Raw genomic sequence first — 26,268 nt, 5'->3', positions numbered from 1 at the left:
TTACTTATTCTTCAAGTGAAACTGGCGAAAACACATAATCTCCTCGATGCACTGGCTCACCAATAATAACCGGAACCCGAGAAGAAAAAATTGGTCCATCCACTATAACCGTGTGAAACTCACCGTTTTCTCCACAAGCATCAATGCCAGCAAGCTCGAGTTCCTCTACAAACTCTCGCGTCAATTTTTTCCCAACATACTTAGCGGGCATCATCTTTTTGTTTACAACAATGATCCAAGCTTCAAACCCTTCAGCTAATAACTCGTACACAACAGATTTTCTTGTCATTTGCCAAAGTGGATGAACAGCTACAATATCTGACTTTGCACATGTCTTTTGCACCCATTCTAAATGTTCTTCCAGATCAATGTCGCCAAACACCCCATGTGTAATTCCTTCTTCTCGGCAAGCATCCATTGCATTAGTAAATTGATGCTCATATGTACCCCAACTAGCTGCTTTTGTTAATAAAGGTACGCCAAGTCGCTCTACTTGGGCTTGGACGACTTCTAATGGAAGTGCATGCGACTTAGAAATTTCCCCGTCTTCCTCAAACATCGTCAGCACTTTTTTCGGCGTCATTCCTAATTGTACTGCTCGGTAATAAGCCAATGCAGAATCTTTTCCACCACTCCATGAAGCTACGAAACTTGCATTTTGCATGCTAGAAACACCCCTTTTATACTAAGGTACATGATTACTTGAGAAGATTTCAAGTGATGATTCTGTTTCTGTGGAATAAAATGGTCGAGAGCAATCCATTTCGAAAAAAGAGCAACTACAAGACTAAGGAAAGCAGTCATAGAGGAACAACTAAATGGGTTAAGGGATCGTTTTCTTCCTATACGAATAAAACATCCTACTTGACCCTCTGTAACAATCATTGGCAAATATTAATAGTATACATCAAAGGAAGTTCGAAACAATCAGCTTGTACCATCGAGGAGTGGAAGTATGCCAACGATTACGGGAAAGCAATACATCGAAAGGATTGATAAGTTAAAAACGGAAGTATGGATAGATGGTGAACGAGTGATAGGTAATATTTCGGAGCATCCTGCATTTAAAGGAGTTATGAAGAGCCAAGCAGCCTTGTATGATTTACAGCATGATGATTCGTTAAAAGAGATTATGACTTATCCATCGCCATCTACTGGCGAACTTGTAGGTATGTCTTATTTTCAGCCTAAAACCAAAAAGGATTTAGTTAAAAGAAGAGAAATGATTCAACAGTGGGCAAAATCAACTAATGGGCTTATGGGAAGAAGCCCGGACTATATGAATACGACTTTAATGGCTCTAGCATCATCATCCGAGCTATTGAGAGGTAAGAAAAACTGCTTTCCTGAACATTTGCTAGCATTCTATGAATATGCTCGCGAGCACGATCTATCGATGACACATACTTTTATCGACCCACAAGTGAATAGGACACAATTTTACTTTGAAAAAAACAGTGAGCCTATAGTAGCGAAAATTGTGGAGCGAAACGCAGAAGGAATTGTTGTAAAAGGAGCAAAATTATTAGCGACACAAGGGGGAATCACAGACGAAATTTTGGTCCTTTCTGCAGGAGGAATTTTGGATGAGGAGAGTGGATTTGCTTTTTCCATCCCCAGTAATAGTAAAGGATTAAAATTTATCTGTAGGGAATCATTTGTAGGTGGAGACTCTGTATTTAATTATCCTTTGAGCTCACGCTTTGAAGAAATGGATAGTATTGTGGTGTTCGATAATGTGCTGGTGCCATGGGAGCGCGTATTTTATTATGATAATTCAGCAGTTGCGAACAGCTTCCAAATAACTAGCTCTTTTCAAGCCTTTGCATTGCATCAAGTGGTGTCGAGGCAAATCGTGAAAACTGAATTTATATTAGGCATCGCAGAGTCCATTATTAACACGATTAATATATCCGAATACAAGCATGTGCAGGAGAAAGTTGCCGAGATTATAGTGGGCCTTGAAACGATGAAAGCATTAGTCATCAAGTCAGAAGTAGAAGCAAAGTTGGATGAATGGGGGGTAATGCGTCCAGACAGTACAACACTACTCGTGGGTATTAATATATTTCCACGTATTTATCCAAGATTTACGGAAATCATTCAGCTGTTAGGTGCTAGTGGACTGATGACTGTTCCAACAGAGCATGCTTTTCAGTCGTCTATACGAAAGGATTTAGACCAGTACCTACAATCCAGAGGGGAAAATGCTGAAGATCGTGTCAAACTTTTTCGTCTAGCTTGGGATTTAACTATGAGTCCATTTGGCACACGCCAAACGTTGTATGAACGCTTTTTCTTTGGTGATCCGATACGACTTTCTAGTCAATTGTATCAATCGTATAATAAAGAGCCGTATGTGGAACGAGTGAAAGGAATAGTTGAAGCATTCTCCTTGAAATAAGAAATCCCAACCATTTTAAATGGTTGGGATTTTCATCATTGGTTGACTTACCAATAACAATTAAAGCTTATTTCGTCTATCTAATGTATCTTCACCTAATATATTTTCCTCTAACGGGTCATTATCCAAAGCATTTCTCTCTAAAATAGCATCTGGATCATTAGGAATCCCATCAGTACGGTGGATATCTGCCTGTTCACGACGAACAGTCTCGCTAACCGTCTCGCTATCTTTTACTTTTTTCTTACCTACAACAATTTCCTCACTTACCACTGGGCGTTTTGTCACTTCAACGCGTTCTTCCATGACAGGAATATGAATACTCTCGCCATCATCGAATACTTCTCCAGCCGCAGTCTCTGCATCGACCGCGCGTCTTTCGATGTATACTTCTTCTCTTTCAACAGGAACTTCCACTGTTTCTTGCTCTTCTACAACGTATTTATCGACGTTTACTTCACCTGCCAGTTGGCGTTCTTTGTCAATCGATAATCGTTCCTCATGAAGCTGCAAATGTTCTTCTTGGGAATTGTCCCCCACATAAGCCGTATCGGTAGAATCGATATTGGTACCAACGTAACCTGCGCCTGTGCCTAAATCAATATTTTTGTCGTCGTAAATAGTTCCATAATTCTTGTCTACGTAAAGTAAAAAAGAACCATCTTTGACATCGCTGTAGTATCGGTGTGACTCCTCTTCTGTAAAGCCCATGTCATGGAATGCTGCACGAACAGGTTCATCTCCGCTCATAAAGGCTATAAATTTGTCTAACCAGTTTCCATCAGCTGATACGAGATCCACATCAGTCTGACCACGAACAATTGATAAAGAATCTTTATCATTGGTAACTACATAAATATCATTTTCTACATAACCTTCATTTTTTAACTCTTTAATCTTATGCAATACTTCCTCTTCCGTTCTGAATGATCCAACATATTTTTTATCTGCCATTATAGTGTTCCTCCTATTATTTTAAGATTTGATATGTTACTTGTTTTATAGAATACCCAATTGAATTCTGGATGAAACAAAAAAGAAGGAGGAATTTGAAATTGGATATAACAAATAAAAGAGAATTATTGAGAAGAGTAGGGTGGGAGAAGAGGATAAGCGCAGATTTTATTTTCGAAAGAGTTATATGTAATAAGTTCAAATAAGTAGATATTTCTACTACAACAAGTAGAAATATCTACTTCTTTATGTTTCCGGTTAACATTTTTTATTTAAATCTCTCCTATGCAATAACTGTGTGTAATAACAACTTTAATAACTCTTCCAATGTTTCTGGTAATTGCTCTGGTAACTCAAATGGACTCATCATTTTCTTTCCTCCTTTTTTGTTATTTCATAATCTATTAACAATATAGTCAATCTATCTAACTTTTATACTTGGATTTAGAAAAAAAGTTTAAGAAAGTTTCTAATCTATTAAAAGAGATTCTATTTGGTATATATCAAACAAAAAAGCGAGCTACTACTGATGGTTTACAGTAATAGCTCGTCCTTATATATTCGTGAATTTTTTTAAGTCGTTCCCAGATGGATTCTGGAATACTTGAATTCCAAACTCTGGGGCAATGGCAAAAGATGATCAAAAATGTCGGCTTGAACAGTCTCATACACAGCCCATGCTACATCATTTGTAAATGCATATATTTCTATTGGTAATCCGTGTTCGGTTGGTGCTAATTGTCTAACCATTAAGGTCATTTCTTGGTTGATTCCAGGATGATTTCGAAGATAGTTGCTAATATACGCTCTGAATACCCCGATATTCGTAAGCGCCCTACCATTCACGGGATTACTTTTGTTAATTTTATTTTTATTATTGTACTCTGTAATCTCACGTTCTCGAAGCGGAATATAGTCCGAAAGATGATGGATATTTTTAAAGCTACTGATCATTTCCTCTGTACAAAATACAATACTATTAACATCGACATTTAATGAACGCTTAATCCGCCTGCCTCCAGAAGATTGCATCCCTCGCCAATTGATAAAAGAATCGGATATTAGCGCATAGCTTGGAATCATCGTTATCGTTTTATCGAAGTTTTGTACCTTAACGGTATTGAGGGAGATATCAATAATGTCTCCGTTTGCCCCGTATTTAGACATTTCTATCCAATCGCCAACTTGAACCATATCATTGGTCGACAACTGAATTCCTGCAACAAGTCCTAATAACGAGTCTCTAAAAACCAACATGAATACAGCAGAGAGAGCACCAATTCCACTTAGAAGAAGCAGCGGGCTTTTTCCTATGAGGTTCGCAATCACAAGAATTGCACCAAACGTAATGACAATAATTTTAACTACTTGAATATATCCTTTAATAGGCTTAGTCTTTGACACTTCATATGTTTGATAGATATCATTCATTGCATTTAAAGAGCTGTTAATAACGATTAACCCCATAATTATTAAATAGGCCATCGCACCCTTTTCAATCAAATCGCGATAAGATGGAAAAGTAGAGGCAAAGCGATAAATGATAATTGCGGGAACTATATGTGAAAGCTTATGAAAAACTTTTCTTTCTAAAAGGACATTATCCCAATGGAATTTAGTGTTATTCACAATTTTGGTAATCATCCTGATTACTACTTTTTTGGTGATAAAGTTCGCTATGATACAGAAAATCATTATTAAAAGAATGGTAATGACTATGGATAGATATTTAACTAAGGTAGCATCCATTCCATATTTTAAAAGCTGTTGGCTTACGATTTCCATCTATTTCACTCCATTTGTTGACATAAATATCATTATATCAAAATAAATTGACCTTCACCTTGTTCCATGTTTCAACACAAAACATGCTAAGATATTACCAAACAGAACAAATCCATAACAGAGATAACTAACAGTAATCGAGAAAGGACTACAATATGAACTTTTCGATGAATGAAACAAAAATCAAAAAACTATGCGGCGTTACTGCATTTAAAAAGGGGAAGGCATACTTTCAGGCGGAAAAAGTAAATCTTCACCCAGCTAAAAAAGAAAGTACAGTTATTACCGCCAATGTGAAAGTGGGAGATGGCTTTGATGTCATGGTAAAAGCAACTCCCGGTGGAAAAATAGTGGCTAGTTGTACATGTCCGCAAATAAGCTTTGTACAGACATACTGCCAGCATATTGCGGCCGTATTACTTTCTATTGAAGAGAAGCAGCAGGCGGAGGATCACTTAGCGGCACAAATGCTAGAACTATTTGAAAATAAATCCTCAGCTCCTACCGGTAAGCAGCTACATTTTGATAAAAGACAGACATTGCATGTGGAGTTCACATACCGTCCTGTTTATCAAACAGAGGGGGAGTATGCATTAGGCATACAGTTAAGTATTGGTTCCCGTAAGCTACATCCAGTCTCCCATATAGCAAAATTTTTGAGTGCAATGGAAAGTAGAGAACCCTTCGAATATGCACCGGGCTTGATCTATACACCACAGCTCTTCAGTTTTCCAAGAGAAACGGATGAAGTTCTTCAATTTCTGATAAAAAGCCAGCGAATAAAAAGTAAAACCGCCTTACAAGAAGGACTGTTACTTATCTCCGCCTCAGATTGGGAACAGCTACTTCCTTTATTGAAAAAAGCACCGGCAGTTAGAGTAATGCACGGTGGACAGATTTTCAATGGCGTTCATATAGGAAAAGAGCTTTCTCTCAGCTTTGAATTTGAGGAAGGAAATACGATCGGCTATCAATTGAATGTGAAAGGTCTCGAGCAAATTAGCGTATTAAAGGCTTATGACTATGCACTGTCAGATGGTGTCCTATATAAGCTTCCTGCAGATGAGTGCAATAGGCTAGTAGAGCTGAAAGCAATGCTGGATAAGTCAGGAACACATCAACTCGTTATATCAGACGATCAAATAGATCATTTTATGGAAAAAGTTATACCTGGTTTGATGAAGCTCGGGCAAGTGATAATTGCAGAATCCATTTCCAAACGACTAGGGGAAACGCCGCTTCGTATTAAGATGTTCCTAGACCGAGTGAAACATCGGTTATTAGTAGGATTAGAGTTTCATTATGGGCATTTAGTCATCAATCCATGCGAGGAAACCGAAGAAACATTTTCGCATTATCCAGGAATAAGACGCCAGCGCAATAAGGAACTTCAAGTCATTAAATTGCTTGAGGAAAACTCCTTTACGCAAACAGAAGGTGGATTTTTTTTATACGACGAGGAAGCAGAGTATCATTTTTATACCATGTAATTGGTAACATGGAAAAATGGGTGCAGGTTTATGCTTCGACAGCCGTGAAAATGCGTGTGCAAAGAGGTTACATTGGTCCAAGGATAAGAGTCGAAGTAAAGGAACGAACAGATTGGCTAGAGTTCAAGTTCGATCTAAAAGAAATTTCGGAAAAGGAAATCCAGCGGCTGATGGCTTCTATTGAAGAAAAACGAAAATTTTACCGCATTCCAGGTGGTAACTTAGTTTCGCTTGAGACACCTGAATACCAAGCTTTATCAAGCTTTATTATTGATATGGGGATTGACGCGGATACGATGGAAGAGGTAATTCGAGTTCCATTAATAAAAGGAATGCAGATGATCGACTCCTTAGAGCAAAGTGACCTAGTGGAACCGGGAGAAAAATTTGCTAAGCTAATGAAAAACTTACACAACCCTGAAAACTTACAGTTGGATAGTCCAATCCCTTTAGAAGGGGTTCTTAGAGATTATCAAAAAGTAGGATTTAGATGGTTCCAATTACTATCAAAATACAAATTCGGTGGGATTCTTGCCGATGATATGGGGCTTGGTAAAACGCTTCAAAGCATTGCTTTCATTGAATCTGTTCTTTCAGATGTCCGCACCCGTCATTTACCGATACTAATCGTATGTCCAGCCTCCCTCCTATACAATTGGAAGAATGAGTTAGAAAAATTCACGCCACATATTCAAACACAGGTGATAGATGGCAATAAAACCAAAAGAACTGATTTGTGGAAACAGAGTACTCATGTAGATGTAATAATCACCTCGTATCCAACGCTTCGAATGGATACAGAGCTATATAGGAATCGCCTATTTTATACGCTGTTCTTAGACGAAGCACAGGCTTTTAAAAACCCACTCACCAAAACAGCAAAAGCGGTGAAGTTGATTCGAGCAGAGCACCGCTTTGCACTTACCGGCACGCCAATCGAAAACGCATTAGATGAACTCTGGTCTATATTTCATGTTGTGTTTCCAGAGTTACTACCCGGAAGAAGGGCATTCAGTGAATTAAGCCGTGAAAATATAGCAAAACGAGTACGTCCATTTATATTGCGTCGCATGAAACAGGATGTACTGAAGGAATTACCAAACAAGACAGAAACAATGCTGTATTCCGAGTTACAAATAGAGCAAAAAGCGTTATATGCAGCCTATTTGGCTGAGCTTAAACAAGATGCATTGAAGCATTTGAAAAAAGGGGAGCTCCAAAGAAATCGGATAAGAATATTGGCCGGACTCACAAGACTTCGCCAACTATGCTGTCACCCAGCTCTGTTTGTGGAAGGTTATAAGGGAAGCTCCGCTAAATTTGAACAGCTGATGGAGCTTTTAGAGGAATGTCGAATATCAGGTAGACGAGTGCTCATCTTTTCACAATTTACACAGATGCTAGGTATTATTCGAAGGCAACTAATCCGAGAGGGAATTCCCTATTTCTACTTAGACGGCCAAACACCATCGGAGGAACGAGTAGCATTATGTGATCGTTTTAATAACGGAGAAGGGAATCTATTTCTAATTTCGCTAAAAGCAGGGGGAACTGGGCTTAATCTGACTGGAGCAGATACAGTAGTGCTTTACGACCTGTGGTGGAATCCAGCGGTGGAGCAGCAAGCTGCAGACCGTGCGCATCGAATGGGACAAGAAAACGAAGTCCATATCATTCGTTTAATAGCAAAGGGTACGATCGAAGAAAAAATTACGCAACTGCAATACAAAAAGAAAAGCCTCATCGATGAAGTCATTCACTCAGGGCAGGATGCACTGTCCGCTATGACGGAAGAGGATATTAAAGAGATATTAATGATTGAATAGAAACTTAAGATCCAAGAAAAGCATGCATCGCTTATCTTGGATTTTTCTGTTTATAACAATGAAGAAAATTAATAGTATTTGGTTCCTGTAGACGGTATTATTAAGGTTCTCCTTCATATCACCTTAAAATATGCCCTTTTAAGGCCGCTCTAATAATAATTCCATACCAAAACATGCTAAGTGGTTTAAATGGTCTAAAACACCCTTAAAATGCTAATTAAATAAAAAAACCGACTAGCTTAAGTGGTTAATAGATAATTTCTGTTGTAAGGAAGCGAAAAGTGAGGTTGATAATTTTCTTACTAATATTTCTTCTTTAGAGGAGTAAGTGAGAAGTAAATCTTATAATTTCAGTTAGTAGATATTTCTTCACAGAAATTCCTTGTTTTTAAATAATATTAGGTGAGGTAAAAGCATCAAATAATAAAGATAGAAAAGCTTACTTTTACTTAAAAGAGAAAATAATCAGTTGTGTATACAAGTATACAATAAGTAAACATAACGTATTCAATAATGTAAACATGTATACAAATACGTACGCATGTTGTTAAATAGGGATGTATACAAAAAAGATTACAAGTATACGAAAATGTGTGTGTTGTAAACAAGATTAGATTGAATGTTTACAATTTGAATACACCTTTTGATGGATTGACGGAGTAATCCCTGTGAGATAACCTTAAAATGGTAGAACCTATAAAAAGAAGGGATGATTTGATGAACACTTCAAGAGTTTGTGCAATCGATGTAGGAAATGACTCAGTTAAAGCTTTATTTGGTAAATTGGATTATGAACTAAACATTCCCAATGTAATTGCGGTATCAACAGAAGATAGACCGGTTATAGGTATAGAGGAATTAAACGATAAGGATCCTATAGAAGGAATCCATATTAGAGTACACTCCCCTGCCCTTAATGAAAATAATATAATTTATCGTGTTGGTAGCTTAGCGACAAAAAGCGATAATGCAACTGAATTAGACCCTGGAAGTAACAAATCAGAGGAAGATCAAACATTAGTCATGTTATTTGCTACTTTGGCTTTAGATGCAGTTAGAGAAGAAAATGCAGGTCTATTTAAAAAGAATAATAATGTAATAGATGCAAACTATACGTTAGGTACTGGTCTGCCCCTTCGTGAAGTAAAAGAAGGAAAAGACGTGGGCTACCGTTCACAGCTCTTAGGATCAGTTCATCAAGTTGAATTTTTAGTAACACCTAAATACCAAGGACTAAAAGTAAATATTAAATTTGATGAAGTTAAAATATACCCTGAAGGATTCGCAGCTTATATCAACCTAGTAATGGATAATGATTTAAACATTATAAATAGAGATTTAGTAGATAAAAGCATCCTTATTCAAGACATTGGTGGCCTATCAACTGATGTGGCAGTCATTAAGAATCGTAATGTGGACGACGATAAAGCACAAGGCTTCAATCTAGGCGTTTCTGAAGCACTAGAGTCTATTCGAGAAGAAATTAGACTAAAACATGGTGTGGAATTAGACAGTCGTAGAGATGTTGTAGATATCATCACTAGAAAGAATGACCGAAATCATATTATGGTGAACGGTAGTCGTACAAGCGTTCATGATATTACAGATCGTATTCTTTTAGACTTAGCGAAGAAAGAATATCGTCATTTACGTAATGTATGGCAAAAAAATTCGCAAACAGAGATCTGCTATTTTGTAGGCGGCGGGTCAATCGTTTTAAAAGATTATATTAAAACGTTAAATAACAACTTGAATGGCTACAATATCGAATTCTTTGAAGATGAAAAAGAGAGCATTTGGATGATGGCAAATGCTTATCACAAACTAATCTCTGATTTTGTCAGAAAGAATGCTAAAGAGACGAAAAAAGCTGAGGCAACGATACAAAAAGTATAAAAATAGGGTGATTTCATGGAAAAGTCAGGGAAATCAAGTATTCAAAGGGGGCAAGCTATTACGTTTCGGCTCCCTTCTGATACTCCTGATCATATTTTAAAGCAAATGCAAAAGTTAAAAGAAACAGAGAGAAGAAACTTTTCTAGCAAAATAGCCGAGTTTGTTATGGAGGGTGTAAGTAATTCCTTATCCAAGGATAGAGAAACTATTACCATTCCAATGCCAAAACAGCTAAGTAAGGAACAGCGCAATTGGCTAAAACACGCACATTCAGAAGCTATGCTAGGAAACATTGTCTATCATTTGCTGTCAGATCCTGTTCGGGCAATGTCTATTCTTGCCTCTCTTAACAGCAATGCTTTAGATATCGACCAAGCCCTGTATTTACAAACCGAGCCGACGGAAACTGTAAAAAATGATCTAGATACAAGTCCTTACGATAATAATTCGACAGAATCAGAAGAGATTCAACAAGAAATGCTTGCTGACGAACTAGAAGATGATTTGATGAATTTTGACTGGGAGCAAGTAAAACATGAGCATGCGTCCACTGAAGAAGATTCAGTGGAAAATGTCGAAACCGAAAGCTTAGATGACTTACTTGGAGATTTTCTTTCGAGAATGAATAAGTAACAATACCGTCTATTAAAGATTAAATTCGCCTTAAATCAGTGAGAGCTGGTTTAAGGCGAATTTTTTATTGGTTAGGAAACTATAAAAGATTTAGATGTATAGATAACTTTTTTCAAGAAGCATAAGGAACAGCATGTTTTAATTTAATCGTGTTATAGGGATACTGCTTGATAGTGATTTGAATGCAGTGTCCACCATGATTTTCACTGCAGTCGTACGCTTTCCGTGGGGTGAGCGATGAGCCATTCCCGCCGCTTTGGGCGTCGTTGGAATGTCTCATTAGCCCACTCATCCCACTGGAGTCGACGCCTGAAGTGAAAATCAAAGGAGCTTGCTGCTTAATTAATATCCATTGTTCTAATAAAATCTATTACTAGGAAAAGACCCAATAATATAATTCAGTAAATGTTGTAATAAGACAGACATAACAGGCTGCGAACGCGATAAAACCAACCGAGCAGCGGATGCTCTTTTGGTAATAGAGCGAAGACTGGTGACTGTTCCCCACGCAGTGTCCCGATAATTCGAAGTATCTCCTAGCAATATTGTCCAGTTAATGGCTAAAGACAATCAATCAGTCATGGAAAGCAACCAATTCTATTCTAAAAACAACTAAATCTGTATGAGAGCAACTAGTTCTTAAATTAGCAAGTTTACTTGGATTAATGCCTATTAACTACCACACAGTTAATCTATTCCTATTGAGGTAAATTGGACAGGCTATAGGCCGCTTAGCCTTTTTTCTTTCTATATGTATGAAGAGATTATTTAACCAATGAGATAATTTACCGATATTCATGAACTATAAAACTTATATAGATAGGTATTTGTATTCCTAAATAGAAACTGGTTTATGACGTACGTATTGGTTTTGTTGCAAACCTTAGACTTCTTAAGGATCATTTTTCCAATTTCACAAAATTCCATCTTTACCTTTATTATAAAAAATGGAATATTAAAACTAATAGGAATAAGGAGGAGTTTGATGGACCAGGAAAGGAAGATATCATGTTTTAGAGTTAACAGATGCCACTTACATTCTTTCAATAGAAGAAAAGAAACCAAGGTGTGCCTATGAAAATACTAGATGTAGACTTGTCCCGCTTTAACGGACAGTAGACCTCCCACTTCAAAAGCAGAAGTGGGAGGTTTTACTGTCCATAAAAGCCCGAATGGTTCAACTAACAATCAGAGGGGGGAAGGCCTCCCCTCTGATTGAGTTTCACTTTTTTACAAGAAGGGCTTAATCGAAATATCACAATGTTAGACAGGCTGGATAGCGAAATGAAAGCAATTCAACATGCAGTAGAAGGATTAGTAGCGATGGATGAAAAACTAAAAGGAGAAGGGGGTAATGCAATCCGAGCTTATTACGCGGAATGTCATCTGCCGTTACTCCAACACTTTGTAGTCTCTGCTGCTGGTTATAAGCAAGTACTGCAACAAATGCAAAGCGCTCTCGATGCCCTCGAACCAGATACTTCAGGTCATATTGTAGAGCAATTTCTAGTAGGTGAGGTAGAGCTGGGACTTACTACAATCGCACGATTGACTGCAAATCTAACGAATGAGTCAAACAGTATTATGGACCAGGTGAGCGATATCGTTGCCCTTCCGCATCTGGATGATAGTGGAGTACAGGAGGGTGTTCTAGATGCAAAAGAAAAAGAGACGACACAGTAAATAGGCTGCAAGAATTTGATGCAACACAAACAGCCGCCTTACTACCTTTCGAGCAAGACATGCATGCAATGGAAACATGGATTCATAACATGGAAGATATGTTCAACAATCATCTCACGGATATTCACTTCCAAACAGATCGTTGGGCAGAGCTCGCTTCCTGTAGTCCCCCGTTAACCTTTAAGACACCGACAAACGAAGCAGAAGTGTGCCTGCGTGAAGTAGAGGAAGAAAAGTCGGCAGTAGATACTGGTTTAGAAGTAGTGGATGGAATTTTAACGGGTTTATTTGATGTAGGAAAAGATTTTGTGACAGGCATTGTGGATATAATCCAGGACCCAAAAGCCACGTTGGACGCTACAGTAGAAGCGGTTACGAATCCGGTAGAAACATTCAACGCAATAAAATCGGCCATCTCTACTTCCTACGAACGTGATATGGTCAATGGAGATGCCAATTCCCGTGCCCACTGGGTAACCTACGCATTAGGCACAGTCGCCACATCCATAGTCGGAACAAAGGGTGTTGGTGCACTTACAAAATCAGGGGTTGCGGCCACAAAGGCAGCTGTTCCAAGAGTATCCGGAGCCGTAAATAATGCCTCTGCATCATTAGCTAATCTACTGCCTTACGGACCCCGTCCACAGTTTGCGATCGCAGGTGAAGTACCTTATAACGCGGTGAATGCAAACGGATTGAAGGATCAGATAATCTCCATGGCTAGGGTGGAGAGTGCTGTTAAGAGTACGGGGAAAGATTTAAGTAAGAGTCCGAGGAATAAGCCAGGTGTTGTAAATGAAAGTTTTAAGTTAGATAGAAGCCTTCAAACACAGACTAAGCTTATGTATAACAAAGGTGCAATTGGTGTATTACCTAATGAAATAAGAAAAAAACTGATAGATAGACAATTCAATTCCTTTGATGATTTTAGAAAAGAGTTTTGGAAGTCAGTAGCCAATTCAAGTTTTGAAAAGGAGTTTAACAACCGAAATGTGGCAAGGATGCTAGAAGGAAATGCTCCTATCGCTCCCAAAGTTGAACATTATGGCAAACATAAGTCATATATACTTCACCATAAACAGCCTATAGACAAGGGTGGGGAAGTTTATAATCTTGATAATATAATGATTACTTCACCAAAAATGCACCAAGATATATTAGATCCTGCTTATCATTTTGGAAAGAAAGGGCAGTAATTAAGGGGAGGTGGAAAAAATGAGTAAAAAGCTATCTAAAGAGGAATTAGCTGAACTTGTGAATAAAATATGTAATCCAAAGTTGTCTGATGAAGAAATAAGTGAATATATAGAAATCCTAGAATGGAATGTTCCCCATCCTGCCCCTAGTGACTTAATTTTTTGGAATGATGAAGATTTATCTCCAGAGGAAGTAGTTGAGATTGCGTTAGCGTATAAAGAGGAAAAGTAATGGTATTTGGAATATTTATTAGAAAAACCTTGAATGGCTATTTACCATTCGAAGTTTCTTTTTTGAGGAGTTACCTAGTGGAGACTAAACCATTTGTTATTTGGATAATAGAGATAAACCTTGAAAACCCCATATGATGTATTAAATTATCTGTTTTACTTTGTGTTTTTACTTTTTACAAATTAGATAAATTCAGGAACTTTTGAACTGGGGAAGTTGCCAACAAACAAAGCGAGGAAATAATAAAATGACTAGAAAGGTTTTTGGAGAACTTGTATATGATTATGAGTTATCACGAGATATTTCTGTGGAAAGGCAAATGAAACAGATCTAACTATAGATGGTGAAGAGAATGATCAGTTTGTTGAAAAACAATATACGGCATCCCAATCATTATACAGAAGGTAACCTTATGGATGAAAAAAGTCTAAATAAAGCTTTAAGAAGTGCTATTAAGCTTGGTGATATTGATGAAGTAAAGCGTTTAATAGGCGATAATCCAGAATCTTTACATTCAATGACACCATTTGGAACATGGCTACATGTTGCAGCAAAGAAAGGGCACTTTGAAATAGTAGAATATCTAATTCATAAAGGAATCGATGTTAACACAAAAGGGGATGTATTTGATGCTTCTCCTTTAAGAGTGGCTGCAGGAGCGGGGCATTTGGAGATAGCAAGATATTTAATAAAGGCAGGCGCAGAATTAGATGTGAGCTTGGCAAAAAGAAACCCATTATTTGGGGCGATTTATGGCGGACATAAAGAAGTAGTTAAGTTTCTAGTTGAAAAAGGCATAGATATTTCAATTAGGTACACTGGCGAAAATATTAAGGATATGAATGCCTATGAGTATGCTAGAGAATTTGGACAAACAGAAATTGCTGAATACCTAAAGCAAAAAATGGATGAAAAAGAATAAAAAGTGTTACAGTGACCAAGCAAAAAAATAATTAATCAAAGGTGCCAGTTTTAATACAATCTCGAATTGTGTTAGAACTTGGCACCTTTCACTTTAGGAAAAGATTTTGTCACAGGTATTGTGGATATAATCCAGGACCCAAAAGCCACGTTGGACGCTACAGTAGAAGCGGTTACGAATCTGGTAGAGACATTCAACGTAATAAAATCGGCAATCTCTTCTTCCTACGAACGTGATATGGTGAATGGGGATGCCAATTCCCGTGCCTACTGGGTAACCTACGCATTAGGCACAGTCGCCACGTCTATAGTCGGAACAAAGGGTGTCGGTGCACTTACAAAATCAGGGGTTGCGGCCACAAAGGCAGCTGTTCAAACAGTAACTGGAGCCGTAAATAATGCCTCTGCATCATTAGCTAATCTATTACCTTACGGACCCCGTCCACAGTTTCGATCGCAGGTGAAGTTCCTTATAACACAGTCAATGCAAGCGGATTGAAGGAACAGATAATCTCCAAGGCTAGGGTGGAGAGCGGTGTTAAGGGTACGGGTGAAGTTGCGGGGCTTAAATCTGGGAAATTATCTTCTGAACAAATTGAATTAGATTGGCTAGCTGACAAGTATACTGCAGTAGAAGTAAAAGGAACAGTTAAAGTTGGTGGAAAGGAAGTAGATGTATCTAGAAGAGTGTACCAAATTGAGATTGATAAAAATTATGTACCTAATAATCCGAAGGCACTTGGAAAATCGAATGGAGGCAGGTTCTCAAACAATTTTAAATTGTATTAGAACCTGGCACCCCAAGCTATCGACTCCCAACAAGTTCCTTCTCAGTTTCCTTTGTTTCTACAGGTTCTAGAAAACTAGGTGACAAGGAAGGGAATGTGAATTTAAATGTCGTTCCTTGTCCAATTTCACTTTCTACATGAATTGTCCCATTCATAGCACGTACGATACTATACACTACCATAATGCCAAGGCCAGTCCCCTTGCTTCCTTTTGTTGAATAATAAGGCTCACCTAAACGGTTCACTTGTTCAAGCGTCATACCTGAACCAGTATCTTTAATGAGAATACCTAAAGTTGTTGGTGTGCTCTCCGTTTCAACCGTTAATGTGCCTCCGTTTGGCATTGCTTCTATTGCGTTTTTCATAATATTTACAAGACACTGATGAAATTTTTGTTTGTCTCCTTCAATCTCCTCTCCCTCTGAAAAAATAGAAACTATCTTGACCGAATTTTGCTTTGCCAATGGTTTTAGTGATTGAACTACTTGTTTTAGTTCTTCCTGAACAACTAGAGGTTCCATCGATTTAATTTCAGGATTAGAGAAATTCAAATACTCTTGAATGACTCTTTCAGCAGATTTCAGCTCGTTTTTAATAATGGAGAGATATTGATTGTGGTTTTCTTTGGAAATAGCATTATTTTGCAAAAGTTGAACAAAACCAATGGCTACTGTCAACGGGTTACGAATTTCATGACTAATAGCTGCACCCATTCGTTCCACAGCCTCTAACCGTTTGGACTTCATCGTGCGTTGACGCAATTGTATAGTCATCAGAATTTCTTCAATAATATAAGAAATAATTCCGACTCCAATTGGTTGAATGACTAAAAAAATAAACAAAACTTTGAAGCTACTATGAGGCAAGTGCCAGATTCCCAGCGTAAAAGTTTGGACAAAACTGAACAGAAATGTTACGCCTACGGAAAAAAGAATGCGCTGCTTGGGAGAGCGTTTTAAAAACCATGGAGAAATTCGCCAAAAAAGAATAGCAAACCCTCCATAATAAAGGACGGTACTCCAAAAACCATAGTCAATTCCCAAAAACCCTCTTACAAGCATAATGAATGCAGCCAAAAAAGGACCTAATCCCATATATAAACTACCGACAATGAACGGAATTTTTCGTAAACCAAAAAGGACATTAATGCCTTCTATTTGATAAGTAAAAATAAAACAGAGGGTTAAACTAATTATTAAATAGATGATGAAAATAGTTCGGTAAGACCAAGAATTTTTCGACTTTTCTGCCCATAAAAATCCTGAAAATAGTAATACGATCAACAAGGATAGGTTAAAAAAGAAATATACTGTTAATTCCAAGGTATGATTCCTCCATTACTATTTTATGCAGAAAAGATTCATCTTCTTTTTATCTTAGTTTTATGCCGCTTAAAATGAAACTGGGAGATGGTACCTTTGCCGACCTCACTATGAACTTCAATTGTTCCTCTCATAGCACGTAAAATACTGTAAGCAACCATCATGCTGAGACCAGTTCCCTCGGATCCCTTCGTAGAATAATATGGTTCCCCTATGCGTTTAATCTGTTCTTTACTCAATCCAATTCCTGTATCTTGAATAGAAATAATTATTTTGTTCTGAGTAGCAGTCGTCTTTATCATTAATGCACCGCCATAAGGCATGGATTCGATTGAATTTCTTATAATATTAATAAAGCATTGATGGAATTTCGATTTATCTCCTTGGATAGTTCCAGAGGCAGAAAAATCAGTAGAAACCTTTACTGAATGATAATTAGCGAGTGGATGTAGTAATTTCAAAATATGCGTTAGTTCTTTCTGAATATCTAATTCTTCTGTTGATTCCATAATTGGTTTAGAAAAGGTTAAGTAATCTTGTATGATACCTTCTGCAGAATCTAATTCGTCTTTGATAATGGAGAGGTATTTTGCACTATTATTACTATCTAAAGAAACTTGGTCGAGGAGCTCTATAAAACCAATTGCTGTAGTTAATGGGTTTCTAATTTCATGAGATATTGCAGCCCCCATTTGTTCGAGTGCAGCCAACTTCTCTTCGATGACTAACTGTTGTTGCAACTGTTGATTTTTTTCTCTTATTTCAATGAGGGTAGAAATCATGGCAACCCCAAGTGGCGGGACTATTAAATAGGCGATGAATATGTCTAGCAATTGGTCAGGAGATACTTTGTTTAATGCTATAGTGAATATACCAACACTTATCAGTAAAGTAATACCTGCGGAAAAAAGCATTCGTATATTAGAAGTGAGTTTTAAAAACCAAGGAGAAATATACCATATAAAAAAACTGAATACGGTATAAAACGCAGCTCCTATAAAGAATCCAACATCTATTCCATGAAATGCCCGAAAGAATATAACCAAAAATCCTAGTATAGGACTGAACCTCAAATAGAGACCACCCAATATAAAAGGAATGATCCTCAAATCTAGAACATACCCACTTTGTATGGGATAAGAAAATAGAGAACAAAGTATTAACGAAATAACAAAATAAAATAAACTTGCTCGTTTATGTAAATGGATACTACCGACTCTCTTATTTAATAGAAAAAAAATAAAAAATATAATCATTAATAAGGAAAGATTAAATAGAAAATGCATAGTTATAATTCCCAATTTATACATCTCCTAATAATTTTTATAAATTAATAGTAACGAAAGATTGTGGAATATACAATATTTATTAATGAATATTCAGAAGATTATAGGGTGATAAACAAATCGCATAATCATAAGGTATTGTAACAATTATAAATTGTATTAGAACCTGCTACCTTTTATTAGGTACGAAATGATTTCTATGCAACACAAAATCTTGCCTGGTCTTAGGACTCAAATGAAGCTGGGAATACGTTAAAACAAAAGAAGCAGAAGGTATTGTTGAAAAGATATATAATTTACATTTCATAACTCAGCAAGATGATTTATGTGACTTTATTGGTGGCAATCATAATTACATGAATGAATTTCTTTCTTTTGACTATATTGGTATTCAAGAAGAAGTTGAGGGAGGCCATACGATGTGTGCTTTAAATCGATTAGTTAATGGGAAGTCAGATAACTTTTATGAAAAATCTTTAAAGTATATAAACAAGGTGGATGGCCTTGTGAGTGGAAGGGAACATACCCTATTAGTGAAATTATTGTGTGTGCCTTATAGTTGTAACTTGTACAAGAAGTAGAAGTCAGGAGTAAATGTTATGGATGAAAAAAATCTGAATAAAGCTATAAGAAAAGCTATTAAGCTTGGAGATATGAAAGAAGTAAAGCGTTTAATAGACGATAATCCAGAGTCCTTACATACAATGACACCATTTGAAACCTGGCTACATGTTGCAGCAAAGAAAGGGCACTTTGAAACAGCGATAAAGGAATTGAGGTTAACACAAAAGGGGATGTATTTGATGCTTCTCCTTTAAGAGTGGCTTCAGGAGCAGGGCATTTGGAGATAGTAAAATATTTAATAAAAGCAGGGGCAGAACTAGATGTGAGTTTAGCAAAAAGAAACCCGTTATTTATAGCAATTTATGGAGGACATAAAGAAGTAGTGGATCTTCTAGTTGAAAAAGGAATAGATATTTCAATTAGATATACCGGATAAAATATGAAGAATATGAATGCCTATGAGTATGCTAAAGAATTTGGGCTAACAGAAATTGCTGAGTACCTAAAGCGAAAGAAGAATGAAAAGGAATAAATTATTTCCCTGGGAATAAGTCTGAATATTATGTATTTAAAAGGATTTTTCAACAATTTGTTGGAAGTCAAAGGAGAAACTAAAATGGATAAGACCAAAATTGCAAAAGACTTCAGAAATGCTATCAAAATGATCAATTGGATACATTAAAAGATTTACTTAAGAAAGAACCAGAAATATTAACATAGGTGAACCTTTTAGAAATCCTTTATTTTCTCCAATATATGGTGGTCATTTTTAGATTGTTAAATTGTTAGTTGAGAATAATATAGATATCTATATAAAATACTCGGGTAAAAACATGAAAGAGATGGATGCTTAAGCATATGCCGTTGAAAGAGAGCAAACAGAAATTGCTGAATATTTAAAGCGAAAGGTGGATGAAAAGGGATAAAAAAAGCGATGCAGGAATAATTAAAGTGGTTAATAAATTATACGAGTGCAAGTTCTAACACAAACTAATATTGTGTTAGAACCTGGTAGCTTTCTCTTTTCCTACAAATCTAGTAAATATCTCGATCCCAGAACCGTTGTTGAGCGATAATGTTAACAAACTCTATTCCGAAATCGGGGTTATTTGAAGCAAATGCAATTCCGGGTCCTGGTTTTGCATTGGAATTATTGAAAAAAGGAACTCCAGAAGTCGCTACACCTATTGGCTTATAATGCTTATAGGCTTCATTTATGAAGTTGGTTATATCCGAATCTAACTTTGCTTGATGGTTAGCTATTCCCCCGACGACATAGACCGAATCAAACAAAACAGGAGAGGTAGTAAGGAATGTTTCGTTTACCCTCACTTTTTGTCCATCTGAACTTCTAATAGTCCCGAATTTTTCGCTCACAATTCTATAGTCTACACCGTACCGTCTTAGTGTTTTTATAGTCGATTCTACTTCGGGAAGATTAAAGTCGTTACCGATCAGCACAGCCACTCTCAGCGTTTGTGGAACCCTTACAGTGTTTTCTTGACTAAGTGCAGGGGAGGAGGCAGTGACTTGGGATTGTTCCCCGGTCGGTCTATTTACCCCTAAATTATCTGCAATCTTGGTTGCCATTGCTTTATCTACGTGAACGAACATATCCACCACTTGCTGTCTTACATCTCGACTGTTAACTTTACCAACTTCAAAAGAAAATGCATCAATAATATGCTGTTTTTCCGGAGGCGACATACTGTTCCAGAAAAGCCTTGCTTGCGAGAAGTGGTCATTAAATGACTCGCTTCTTGCCTGAATGACGCGTCCTTCTACTTTTTCTGCGTAATGTACAAATCCACCTTCTTTTGCTGTACTTGTGGAAGGTGTATTATTTGCGAGTGAATTTTTGTGATAACTTACTTGACCAACGTTTATTGTCTGACGACTAAAGCCGTTTCGCTGATTATTATGGAATGGACAAATTGGTCGGTTAATAGGAATTTCCGTAAAATTTGGACCACCAAGCCGAAGTAATTGTGTGTCTATATACGAGAATAAACGCCCTTGTAAAAGCGGATCATTTGTAAAGTCGATACCTGGTACTAGATTTCCAGGATGAAATGCTACTTGCTCTGTTTCCGCAAAAACATTATCAACATTTCGATTCAATGTTAGCTTACCAATTATTTTTACAGGCACTAGCTCTTCTGGCCAAATTTTAGTTGCATCAAGCACGTCAAAGTCGAACTTGAATTCATCAGCTTGGTCTATTAACTGCACACCCAGTTCATACTCGGCATAATTGCCATTTTCGATTGATTCCCATAAATCCCGTCGCTGAAAGTCTGGATCTTTCCCAGAAATTTTCTGAGCCTCATCCCATACAAGCGAATGAACCCCTAGTACAGGCTTCCAGTGGAACTTCACAAACCTAGAAACTCCCTCTGCATTGACAAAACGAAAAGTGTTTACCCCAAACCCTTCCATCGTCCGATAATTCTTTGGTATGCTGCGATCAGACATATGCCACATAATCATATGAGCTGACTCCTGATTATTTGCAACAAAATCCCAGAATGTATCATGTGCAGAAGCTGCTTGTGGCATTTCATTATGTGGTTCTGGCTTAACAGCATGGATGAGATCTGGGAACTTCATAGCATCTTGTATGAAGAAAACAGGAATATTGTTTCCAACTAAATCATAATTTCCTTCCTCCGTATAAAACTTAACCGCAAAACCTCTAACATCACGAACTGTATCAGGGGAACCCAAGCTACCAACAACATTGGAAAACCTCGTAAACACAGGAGTTTTCGTACCAGCTTTTGCAAAAAGCCTGCTTTCGTATATTCCGTCATCGATTCATACAACACGAATTCTCCATGAGCAGCGTATCCTCTAGCATGCACCACTCGCTCTGGGATTCGCTCATGATCGAAATGGGTTATTTTCTCTCGAAGATGAAAATCCTCCATAATTGTTGGACCACGTATCCCAGCCTTCAAGGAATCTTCATCGTTGGATACTCTTAATCCTTGATTGGTGGTAAGCTTTTTCCCATCATTGTTCATACGGAACTGTTCTAATTGCTGTTCCTTTTTATTTTGATCTGACGACGATTTATCCACTTAATCCTCCCTTCGTTTACTAACCTACGCCACACTTGGGCTCTATATATACTGTATGTATTTTCTTTTGGGTTTAGTATTGGATAATTAGATTGGAACTCTATAATCCCTCATTATAGATGTATTATTATCTAATATAATAAATCCTTGAAAGGGTATGAGAAAAAATGATAAATATAGAATCCGAAGCTGACCTTTTACTTCATTTAAATACAATAAAGTCAAATCAACTTATGTCAACTATCAAAATACCTGGCGTGGGGATATTTAAGATACTATTAAATAGATGATCCAGATAGAGAAAAGAAGCTTCCAAGTCTTGAGAAAAGATTAAGTATTAAAATAGGGATTCCTATTTGGTTTAGAAAAAACCATAGTGCACCTACAGTAATTCAAACATTTGAAATTGGAACAATGTCAATGATCAATAGCGGACAAATCACGCCAATTCAAGAGTTCGTTGATGCGGATAGCTATGATCTGAGTGGCTTAGAAGAAAATATTACTAATTACTATTCTTTAGATGGTAAATTCTATTCAATGCCGTTTAACTCATCAACACCTGTCATGTATTACAACAAAGATGCATTTAAAGCGGCAGGACTTGACCCAGAGACTCCACCAGCAACATACGAAGAAGTAGAAGAAGCAAGCAAAAAAATCGTTGAATCTAATCCAGAGATGAAGGGTTTTGCATTACAAGCATATGGTTGGTTATGGGAGCAATTATTAGCTAACCAAGGTGCATTATTATTGAATAATGATAATGGACGTACGGATACTCCTACTGAAATTGGTTGGACTGAAGAAGAAGGTAAATCCATTTTAGAATGGGTAAAACGTATGGTTGATGATGAAACATTTGCTAACTATGGTACAAATGGAGATAACATGATGGCTGGTTTCTTAGCAGGTGATGTGTCCATGTTTTTACAATCTTCTGCTAGCTCAAGAGATGTTATTGATAATGCACCATTTGAAGTAGGAATTGCTTACTTACCACATCCAGAAGATAAAGAACGTCAAGGTGTTGTTATCGGTGGGGCAAGTCTTTGGATGATTGATGGTAAATCAGAAGAAGAACAAAAAGCTGCTTGGGAGTTTATGAAATACTTACAAACTCCAGAAGTCCAAGCCGAGTGGCATGTTGGTACTGGTTACTTTGCTATCAACCCAGCTGCATATGAAGAACAGGTTGTAAAAGATGCTCATTCTGAAAAACCACAATTGCAAGTTACAGTTGACCAGTTACAAGATACAAAAGCTTCTTATGCAACACAAGGGGCTTTAATGGATATGCTTCCAGAAGGTCGTAAAATTATGGAAACCGCTCTTGAAGTTATCTATAATGGTGGAGATGTAAACGAAGCATATACTACTGCAGTTGACCAATACAATGCTGCTATTGAACAAGCTAATGCTGCAAGAGGCGAGTAAAAATTATAAGAATAATATTCGAGAGAAAAAAGTATGCTTGACCATTACTTTTTCTCTTATTTTTTCTAATTTTGTTTATTATGATTATGAAAGATAAAAAACAGAGAGAAGATAGGGAATGACTATCCTTTAGAAATGAGCGGGAGTAATTGACCAAAAAAAATGTATTGATGACTATCCTGTCTATGGTAGCAATCGTGTCTATTTTAGAGATATTTGGAACTAATATAGTAACCAAATCCAATATAATTTCAAACAAAGCGTTATATGTTACACAGTCTGTAGCAGAATCACCAAAAATAATTGCACATCGCGGTGCTAATGACCGGGTAAACGAAGGGACGGTACCAGCTTATAGAGTTGCTGCACAAGATGGTGTTGATGCATTAGAAATTGACTTGCGTATGACAAAAGACGGTTCACTAATTGCAATGCATGATAAAACAATTGACCGTACAACGAGTGGAAACGGAGAAGTTATAGATTATTCTTTGGAAGAAATAAAATCTATTCCAACTATTGGCGAATACAATGGTCAAACATTATCAGAAGAAATACCAACATTGGATGAAATCATTGCAACTTTTAACGATACAGAACATTACTATATTGAGACAAGGTTGGTTAATGGTGAATTAAAGATGAAGGAAGCCTTAATCAAACTGCTGAAAGAAAATAATTTGATATCAAAAGAGTTAGTCACGATTCAATCCTTTTCCCGCCAAAGCTTAAACAAAATACACCAGTTAGAGCCTGAAATACCCTTAACTTTGTTATATAGTAAAGGGGAATTTGATCTAAAAGATGCTTTATTATCGCCCTATCCATTCATTGGTATTGAATCGACGGATGTAAATTTAGATATTGTTAATGAACTACATCTAAAAGGAAAAGAAGTACATGTGTACTTTACAGATAAAGAAACACAAAAAAATGAGCAGAAACGTGTCAAAGCATTCAATGTGGATGGATATTTTACGGATTATATTGAATACACAAAAGACTGTTGCAATAATGTCAGTGGATGTTGGATTAGATGGTGTATAATTGATAATTTGAAGAAGCGAAAAAGAAAAACAAGCATTCTGAAAGTAAAGAAGGTGCAACTTGGATTCACTGAATATGGTTGTGTATTATGTTATACAAATAGGTGAGCATTACTATAAACATACAGATGGTGTAGCCATCTCCACAGAAGATGAGGAATTAGCCTATGCTTTTACGAATCTAGCTGATGCAAAGCAAAAGGCAATAGAGGTGGAAGGTGCTGTACGAAAAAGAGAAGTTAGTTACGAGGAATTGCAAGAACTGTCAGAGCAACATACAGAGGAATATAGGCAATTGTCAATAGAAGAAAGGGAAGTAATTGAAACATTTTGTCAGTACATAGTAGATATAAAAGACGATGAAGGTAAAGTTATTATATGAAATCAATGCAGATAGAGAAATGATACAAAAAAGATAGAGGGAGGATTCTTATATGAACCATTCTCTATCTTTTCAATTTTAAACTTTAATTCTGTCAAATAGGATTAATTGTATATGAATGTACTACGATGATGGCAGTTATTTTCTAGTAATCCTTTTAGTGAAACTGAAAGGTTTTGGATTCACTATACAAGGTGTAGCCTAAGTTTCAATTCTTTCTGCGAATTATAGACTCATTAACTTGGGTCATGGATGTGCATCCTGTTAAAGCCAAGGAGGTGTCAATATCATTTATAAGATTCTTTAGAACGTGTCGAACACCTTGCTCCCCTGAAACAGCTAATCCATAGACAAAGGGTCTACCTAGTAAAACCGCTGAAGCACCAAGAGCACGTGCTTTAATAACGTCTGATCCTCTTCGAATTCCACTGTCTAACAAAATCGGTATTCTATCCTGAATTACATCAGCAATAGGAGGTAAGGCCTCTAATGAAGAGATACAACCATCAAGTTGTCTACCACCATGGTTGGAAACAATTAGTCCATCCACCCCGTAATCCAGTGCCTTAGATGCATCCTCTTCGTGAAGAATACCCTTTAATAAAATTGGTAGAGAGGTATGCTTTTTAATCGTGCGTAAGTCTTCCCATGTTAACGAAGGATTAAATAATAAATCCCCTATTTTGTCTATAACTCCCTTGTCATCAGAAGAAGGGCGAGTTTTGAATCTCTCTAGGAAAACAGGATCATTTATATAGTTAGCTGATCCCTTTCCTAGTTTAAGGGGAGAGTATCCATTATTTAAGTCTCGTTCCCGGTTTCCGATCAAAGATGTATCAACCGTAATGACGATAGCAGAGTAACCTGCTTTTTCTGCTCGTTTAACCATGCTTATTGCTAACTCCTCATCCTTAGACCAATATAATTGAAACCAGCGAGGGGTATCTCCAAGGTGAGTAGCAATTTCCTCAAGTGAATGAGATGTAAAAGTACTAGCGATAAACGGCACCCCGTGGTGGGCAGCAGCTCGTGCTGAAGCTAGCTCTCCTTCTGGATGGAAGATGCTTTGTACACCAACAGGAGCTAATGCGAAAGAATTAGGAAATGTAGTACCTAATATTTTGGAGGAAGTATCCCGAATGCTGACGTCATTTAAATATTTAGGGACGATTTGCCAACTTTCAAAAGCATCTATATTAGCTTTTAACGTAATCTCATTACCAGACCCACTATGAACATATGTAAAAGGGCCGTTTTCTATAGACTCAGCGGCCACTTTTTCTAATAGTGAAACAGAATGGGGTAATTCTAGATTAGAAACAGAATTTGTCATTGGTATC

The 26,268-nt window shown here is 37.1% G+C and carries 16 protein-coding genes and 7 pseudogenes; 16 read left to right on the top strand and 7 right to left on the bottom strand.

What is annotated here, in order from left to right; translation table 11 throughout:
- Positions 1-4: 4 nt before the first annotated feature.
- Positions 5-664, bottom strand: coding sequence for a Dph6-related ATP pyrophosphatase (locus tag OR571_RS09340; protein ID WP_282242537.1), 660 nt, complete (start codon positions 662-664; stop codon positions 5-7).
- A 291-nt stretch (positions 665-955) separates the two neighbouring features.
- On the opposite strand from OR571_RS09340, the gene hpaB reads away from it, so the two are divergent.
- Positions 956-2,404: a 4-hydroxyphenylacetate 3-monooxygenase, oxygenase component gene (hpaB, locus tag OR571_RS09335; RefSeq protein WP_282242536.1), complete on the top strand. Its 1,449-nt coding sequence runs from the start codon at positions 956-958 to the stop codon at positions 2,402-2,404.
- A gap of 60 nt (positions 2,405-2,464) precedes the next feature.
- Here the strand turns inward: hpaB and OR571_RS09330 are convergent, their stop codons facing one another.
- A complete protein-coding gene (locus tag OR571_RS09330) occupies positions 2,465-3,358 on the bottom strand; it encodes a YsnF/AvaK domain-containing protein (RefSeq protein WP_282242535.1) in 894 nt (297 codons plus the stop codon).
- 553 nt (positions 3,359-3,911) lie between these two features.
- Positions 3,912-5,143, bottom strand: a pseudogene (locus OR571_RS09325) (mechanosensitive ion channel family protein).
- Positions 5,144-5,298: 155 nt separating this feature from the next.
- On the opposite strand from OR571_RS09325, the pseudogene OR571_RS22935 reads away from it, so the two are divergent.
- From OR571_RS22935 to OR571_RS09280, 10 genes and pseudogenes are all read left to right on the top strand, one after another.
- Positions 5,299-7,016 (top strand): annotated as a pseudogene (locus OR571_RS22935) (SNF2 helicase associated domain-containing protein); the annotation flags it as partial.
- A gap of 30 nt (positions 7,017-7,046) precedes the next feature.
- Positions 7,047-8,459 (top strand): annotated as a pseudogene (locus OR571_RS22930) (DEAD/DEAH box helicase); the annotation flags it as partial.
- Between the two features lie 717 nt (positions 8,460-9,176).
- On the top strand, positions 9,177-10,355 hold the full coding sequence (locus tag OR571_RS09315) for a ParM/StbA family protein (RefSeq protein WP_142539054.1): 1,179 nt from the start codon (positions 9,177-9,179) through the stop codon (positions 10,353-10,355).
- 15 nt (positions 10,356-10,370) lie between these two features.
- Complete coding sequence (locus OR571_RS09310) at positions 10,371-10,988, top strand: hypothetical protein (RefSeq protein ID WP_282242534.1); 618 nt, start codon at positions 10,371-10,373, stop codon at positions 10,986-10,988.
- A 1,260-nt stretch (positions 10,989-12,248) separates the two neighbouring features.
- A pseudogene (locus OR571_RS09305) lies at positions 12,249-12,724 on the top strand (T7SS effector LXG polymorphic toxin); the annotation flags it as partial.
- 15 nt (positions 12,725-12,739) lie between these two features.
- Positions 12,740-13,867, top strand: coding sequence for a hypothetical protein (locus OR571_RS09300; RefSeq protein WP_282242532.1), 1,128 nt, complete (start codon positions 12,740-12,742; stop codon positions 13,865-13,867).
- Between the two features lie 19 nt (positions 13,868-13,886).
- Positions 13,887-14,099 (top strand): bacteriocin immunity protein, encoded by a 213-nt coding sequence (locus OR571_RS09295; RefSeq protein WP_282242531.1) that lies wholly within the window; start codon positions 13,887-13,889, stop codon positions 14,097-14,099.
- Between the two features lie 412 nt (positions 14,100-14,511).
- Positions 14,512-15,021 carry an ankyrin repeat domain-containing protein gene (locus tag OR571_RS09290; RefSeq protein WP_282242530.1) on the top strand — a complete coding sequence of 170 codons (510 nt, stop codon included), beginning with the start codon at positions 14,512-14,514 and terminating at the stop codon, positions 15,019-15,021.
- A 120-nt stretch (positions 15,022-15,141) separates the two neighbouring features.
- Positions 15,142-15,519, top strand: coding sequence for a hypothetical protein (locus tag OR571_RS09285; RefSeq protein ID WP_282242529.1), 378 nt, complete (start codon positions 15,142-15,144; stop codon positions 15,517-15,519).
- Positions 15,516-15,809 (top strand): hypothetical protein, encoded by a 294-nt coding sequence (locus OR571_RS09280; RefSeq protein ID WP_282242528.1) that lies wholly within the window; start codon positions 15,516-15,518, stop codon positions 15,807-15,809. The genes OR571_RS09285 and OR571_RS09280 overlap by 4 nt, the downstream gene beginning before the upstream one ends.
- A 16-nt stretch (positions 15,810-15,825) precedes the next feature.
- Here OR571_RS09280 and OR571_RS09275 read toward each other — a convergent pair whose 3' ends face one another.
- Positions 15,826-17,130 (bottom strand): MFS domain-containing histidine kinase, encoded by a 1,305-nt coding sequence (locus tag OR571_RS09275; protein ID WP_282242527.1) that lies wholly within the window; start codon positions 17,128-17,130, stop codon positions 15,826-15,828.
- Between the two features lie 38 nt (positions 17,131-17,168).
- On the bottom strand, positions 17,169-18,203 hold the full coding sequence (locus tag OR571_RS09270) for a sensor histidine kinase (RefSeq protein ID WP_282242526.1): 1,035 nt from the start codon (positions 18,201-18,203) through the stop codon (positions 17,169-17,171).
- A gap of 812 nt (positions 18,204-19,015) precedes the next feature.
- On the opposite strand from OR571_RS09270, the pseudogene OR571_RS09265 reads away from it, so the two are divergent.
- Together OR571_RS09265 and OR571_RS09260 are read left to right on the top strand one after the other, a co-directional pair.
- Positions 19,016-19,512: pseudogene (locus OR571_RS09265) on the top strand (ankyrin repeat domain-containing protein).
- A gap of 178 nt (positions 19,513-19,690) precedes the next feature.
- Positions 19,691-19,906, top strand: a pseudogene (locus OR571_RS09260) (ankyrin repeat domain-containing protein); the annotation flags it as partial.
- Positions 19,907-20,015: 109 nt separating this feature from the next.
- Here the strand turns inward: OR571_RS09260 and OR571_RS09255 are convergent.
- Positions 20,016-22,006, bottom strand: a pseudogene (locus OR571_RS09255) (catalase).
- A 339-nt stretch (positions 22,007-22,345) separates the two neighbouring features.
- Here OR571_RS09255 and OR571_RS09250 point away from each other — a divergent pair.
- The 3 genes from OR571_RS09250 (at position 22,346) to OR571_RS09240 (ending at position 24,928) form a co-directional block, all read left to right on the top strand.
- Positions 22,346-23,500 carry an ABC transporter substrate-binding protein gene (locus OR571_RS09250; protein WP_348775042.1) on the top strand — a complete coding sequence of 385 codons (1,155 nt, stop codon included), beginning with the start codon at positions 22,346-22,348 and terminating at the stop codon, positions 23,498-23,500.
- Between the two features lie 149 nt (positions 23,501-23,649).
- On the top strand, positions 23,650-24,654 hold the full coding sequence (locus tag OR571_RS09245) for a glycerophosphodiester phosphodiesterase (RefSeq protein ID WP_282242525.1): 1,005 nt from the start codon (positions 23,650-23,652) through the stop codon (positions 24,652-24,654).
- Positions 24,629-24,928 carry a hypothetical protein gene (locus tag OR571_RS09240; RefSeq protein WP_282242524.1) on the top strand — a complete coding sequence of 100 codons (300 nt, stop codon included), beginning with the start codon at positions 24,629-24,631 and terminating at the stop codon, positions 24,926-24,928. Before OR571_RS09245 ends, OR571_RS09240 begins: the two co-directional genes overlap by 26 nt.
- A gap of 208 nt (positions 24,929-25,136) precedes the next feature.
- Here the strand turns inward: OR571_RS09240 and OR571_RS09235 are convergent, their stop codons facing one another.
- Positions 25,137-26,261 (bottom strand): alpha-hydroxy-acid oxidizing protein, encoded by a 1,125-nt coding sequence (locus OR571_RS09235; protein WP_282242523.1) that lies wholly within the window; start codon positions 26,259-26,261, stop codon positions 25,137-25,139.
- Positions 26,262-26,268: the final 7 nt, after the last annotated feature.

It is taken from the genome of Psychrobacillus sp. NEAU-3TGS, assembly GCF_029955155.1.
In the GTDB taxonomy this organism is placed as follows: Bacteria; Bacillota; Bacilli; order Bacillales_A; family Planococcaceae; genus Psychrobacillus.
The sequence above is the reverse complement of the archived record's forward strand: the minus strand, read 5'-3'. Positions and strand labels throughout refer to the sequence as shown.

What these genes read in the sequence shown, in the direction of transcription:
- OR571_RS09330 (WP_282242535.1), bottom strand. Translation starts at nt 3,358, where the DNA reads ATGGCAGATAAAAAATATGTTGGATCATTCAGAACGGAAGAGGAAGTA.
- OR571_RS09315 (WP_142539054.1), top strand. Translation starts at nt 9,177, where the DNA reads ATGAACACTTCAAGAGTTTGTGCAATCGATGTAGGAAATGACTCAGTT.
- OR571_RS09295 (WP_282242531.1), top strand. Translation starts at nt 13,887, where the DNA reads ATGAGTAAAAAGCTATCTAAAGAGGAATTAGCTGAACTTGTGAATAAA.
- OR571_RS09310 (WP_282242534.1), top strand. Translation starts at nt 10,371, where the DNA reads ATGGAAAAGTCAGGGAAATCAAGTATTCAAAGGGGGCAAGCTATTACG.
- OR571_RS09300 (WP_282242532.1), top strand. Translation starts at nt 12,740, where the DNA reads ATGGAAACATGGATTCATAACATGGAAGATATGTTCAACAATCATCTC.
- hpaB (WP_282242536.1), top strand. Translation starts at nt 956, where the DNA reads ATGCCAACGATTACGGGAAAGCAATACATCGAAAGGATTGATAAGTTA.
- OR571_RS09235 (WP_282242523.1), bottom strand. Translation starts at nt 26,261, where the DNA reads ATGACAAATTCTGTTTCTAATCTAGAATTACCCCATTCTGTTTCACTA.
- OR571_RS09340 (WP_282242537.1), bottom strand. Translation starts at nt 664, where the DNA reads ATGCAAAATGCAAGTTTCGTAGCTTCATGGAGTGGTGGAAAAGATTCT.
- OR571_RS09290 (WP_282242530.1), top strand. Translation starts at nt 14,512, where the DNA reads ATGGATGAAAAAAGTCTAAATAAAGCTTTAAGAAGTGCTATTAAGCTT.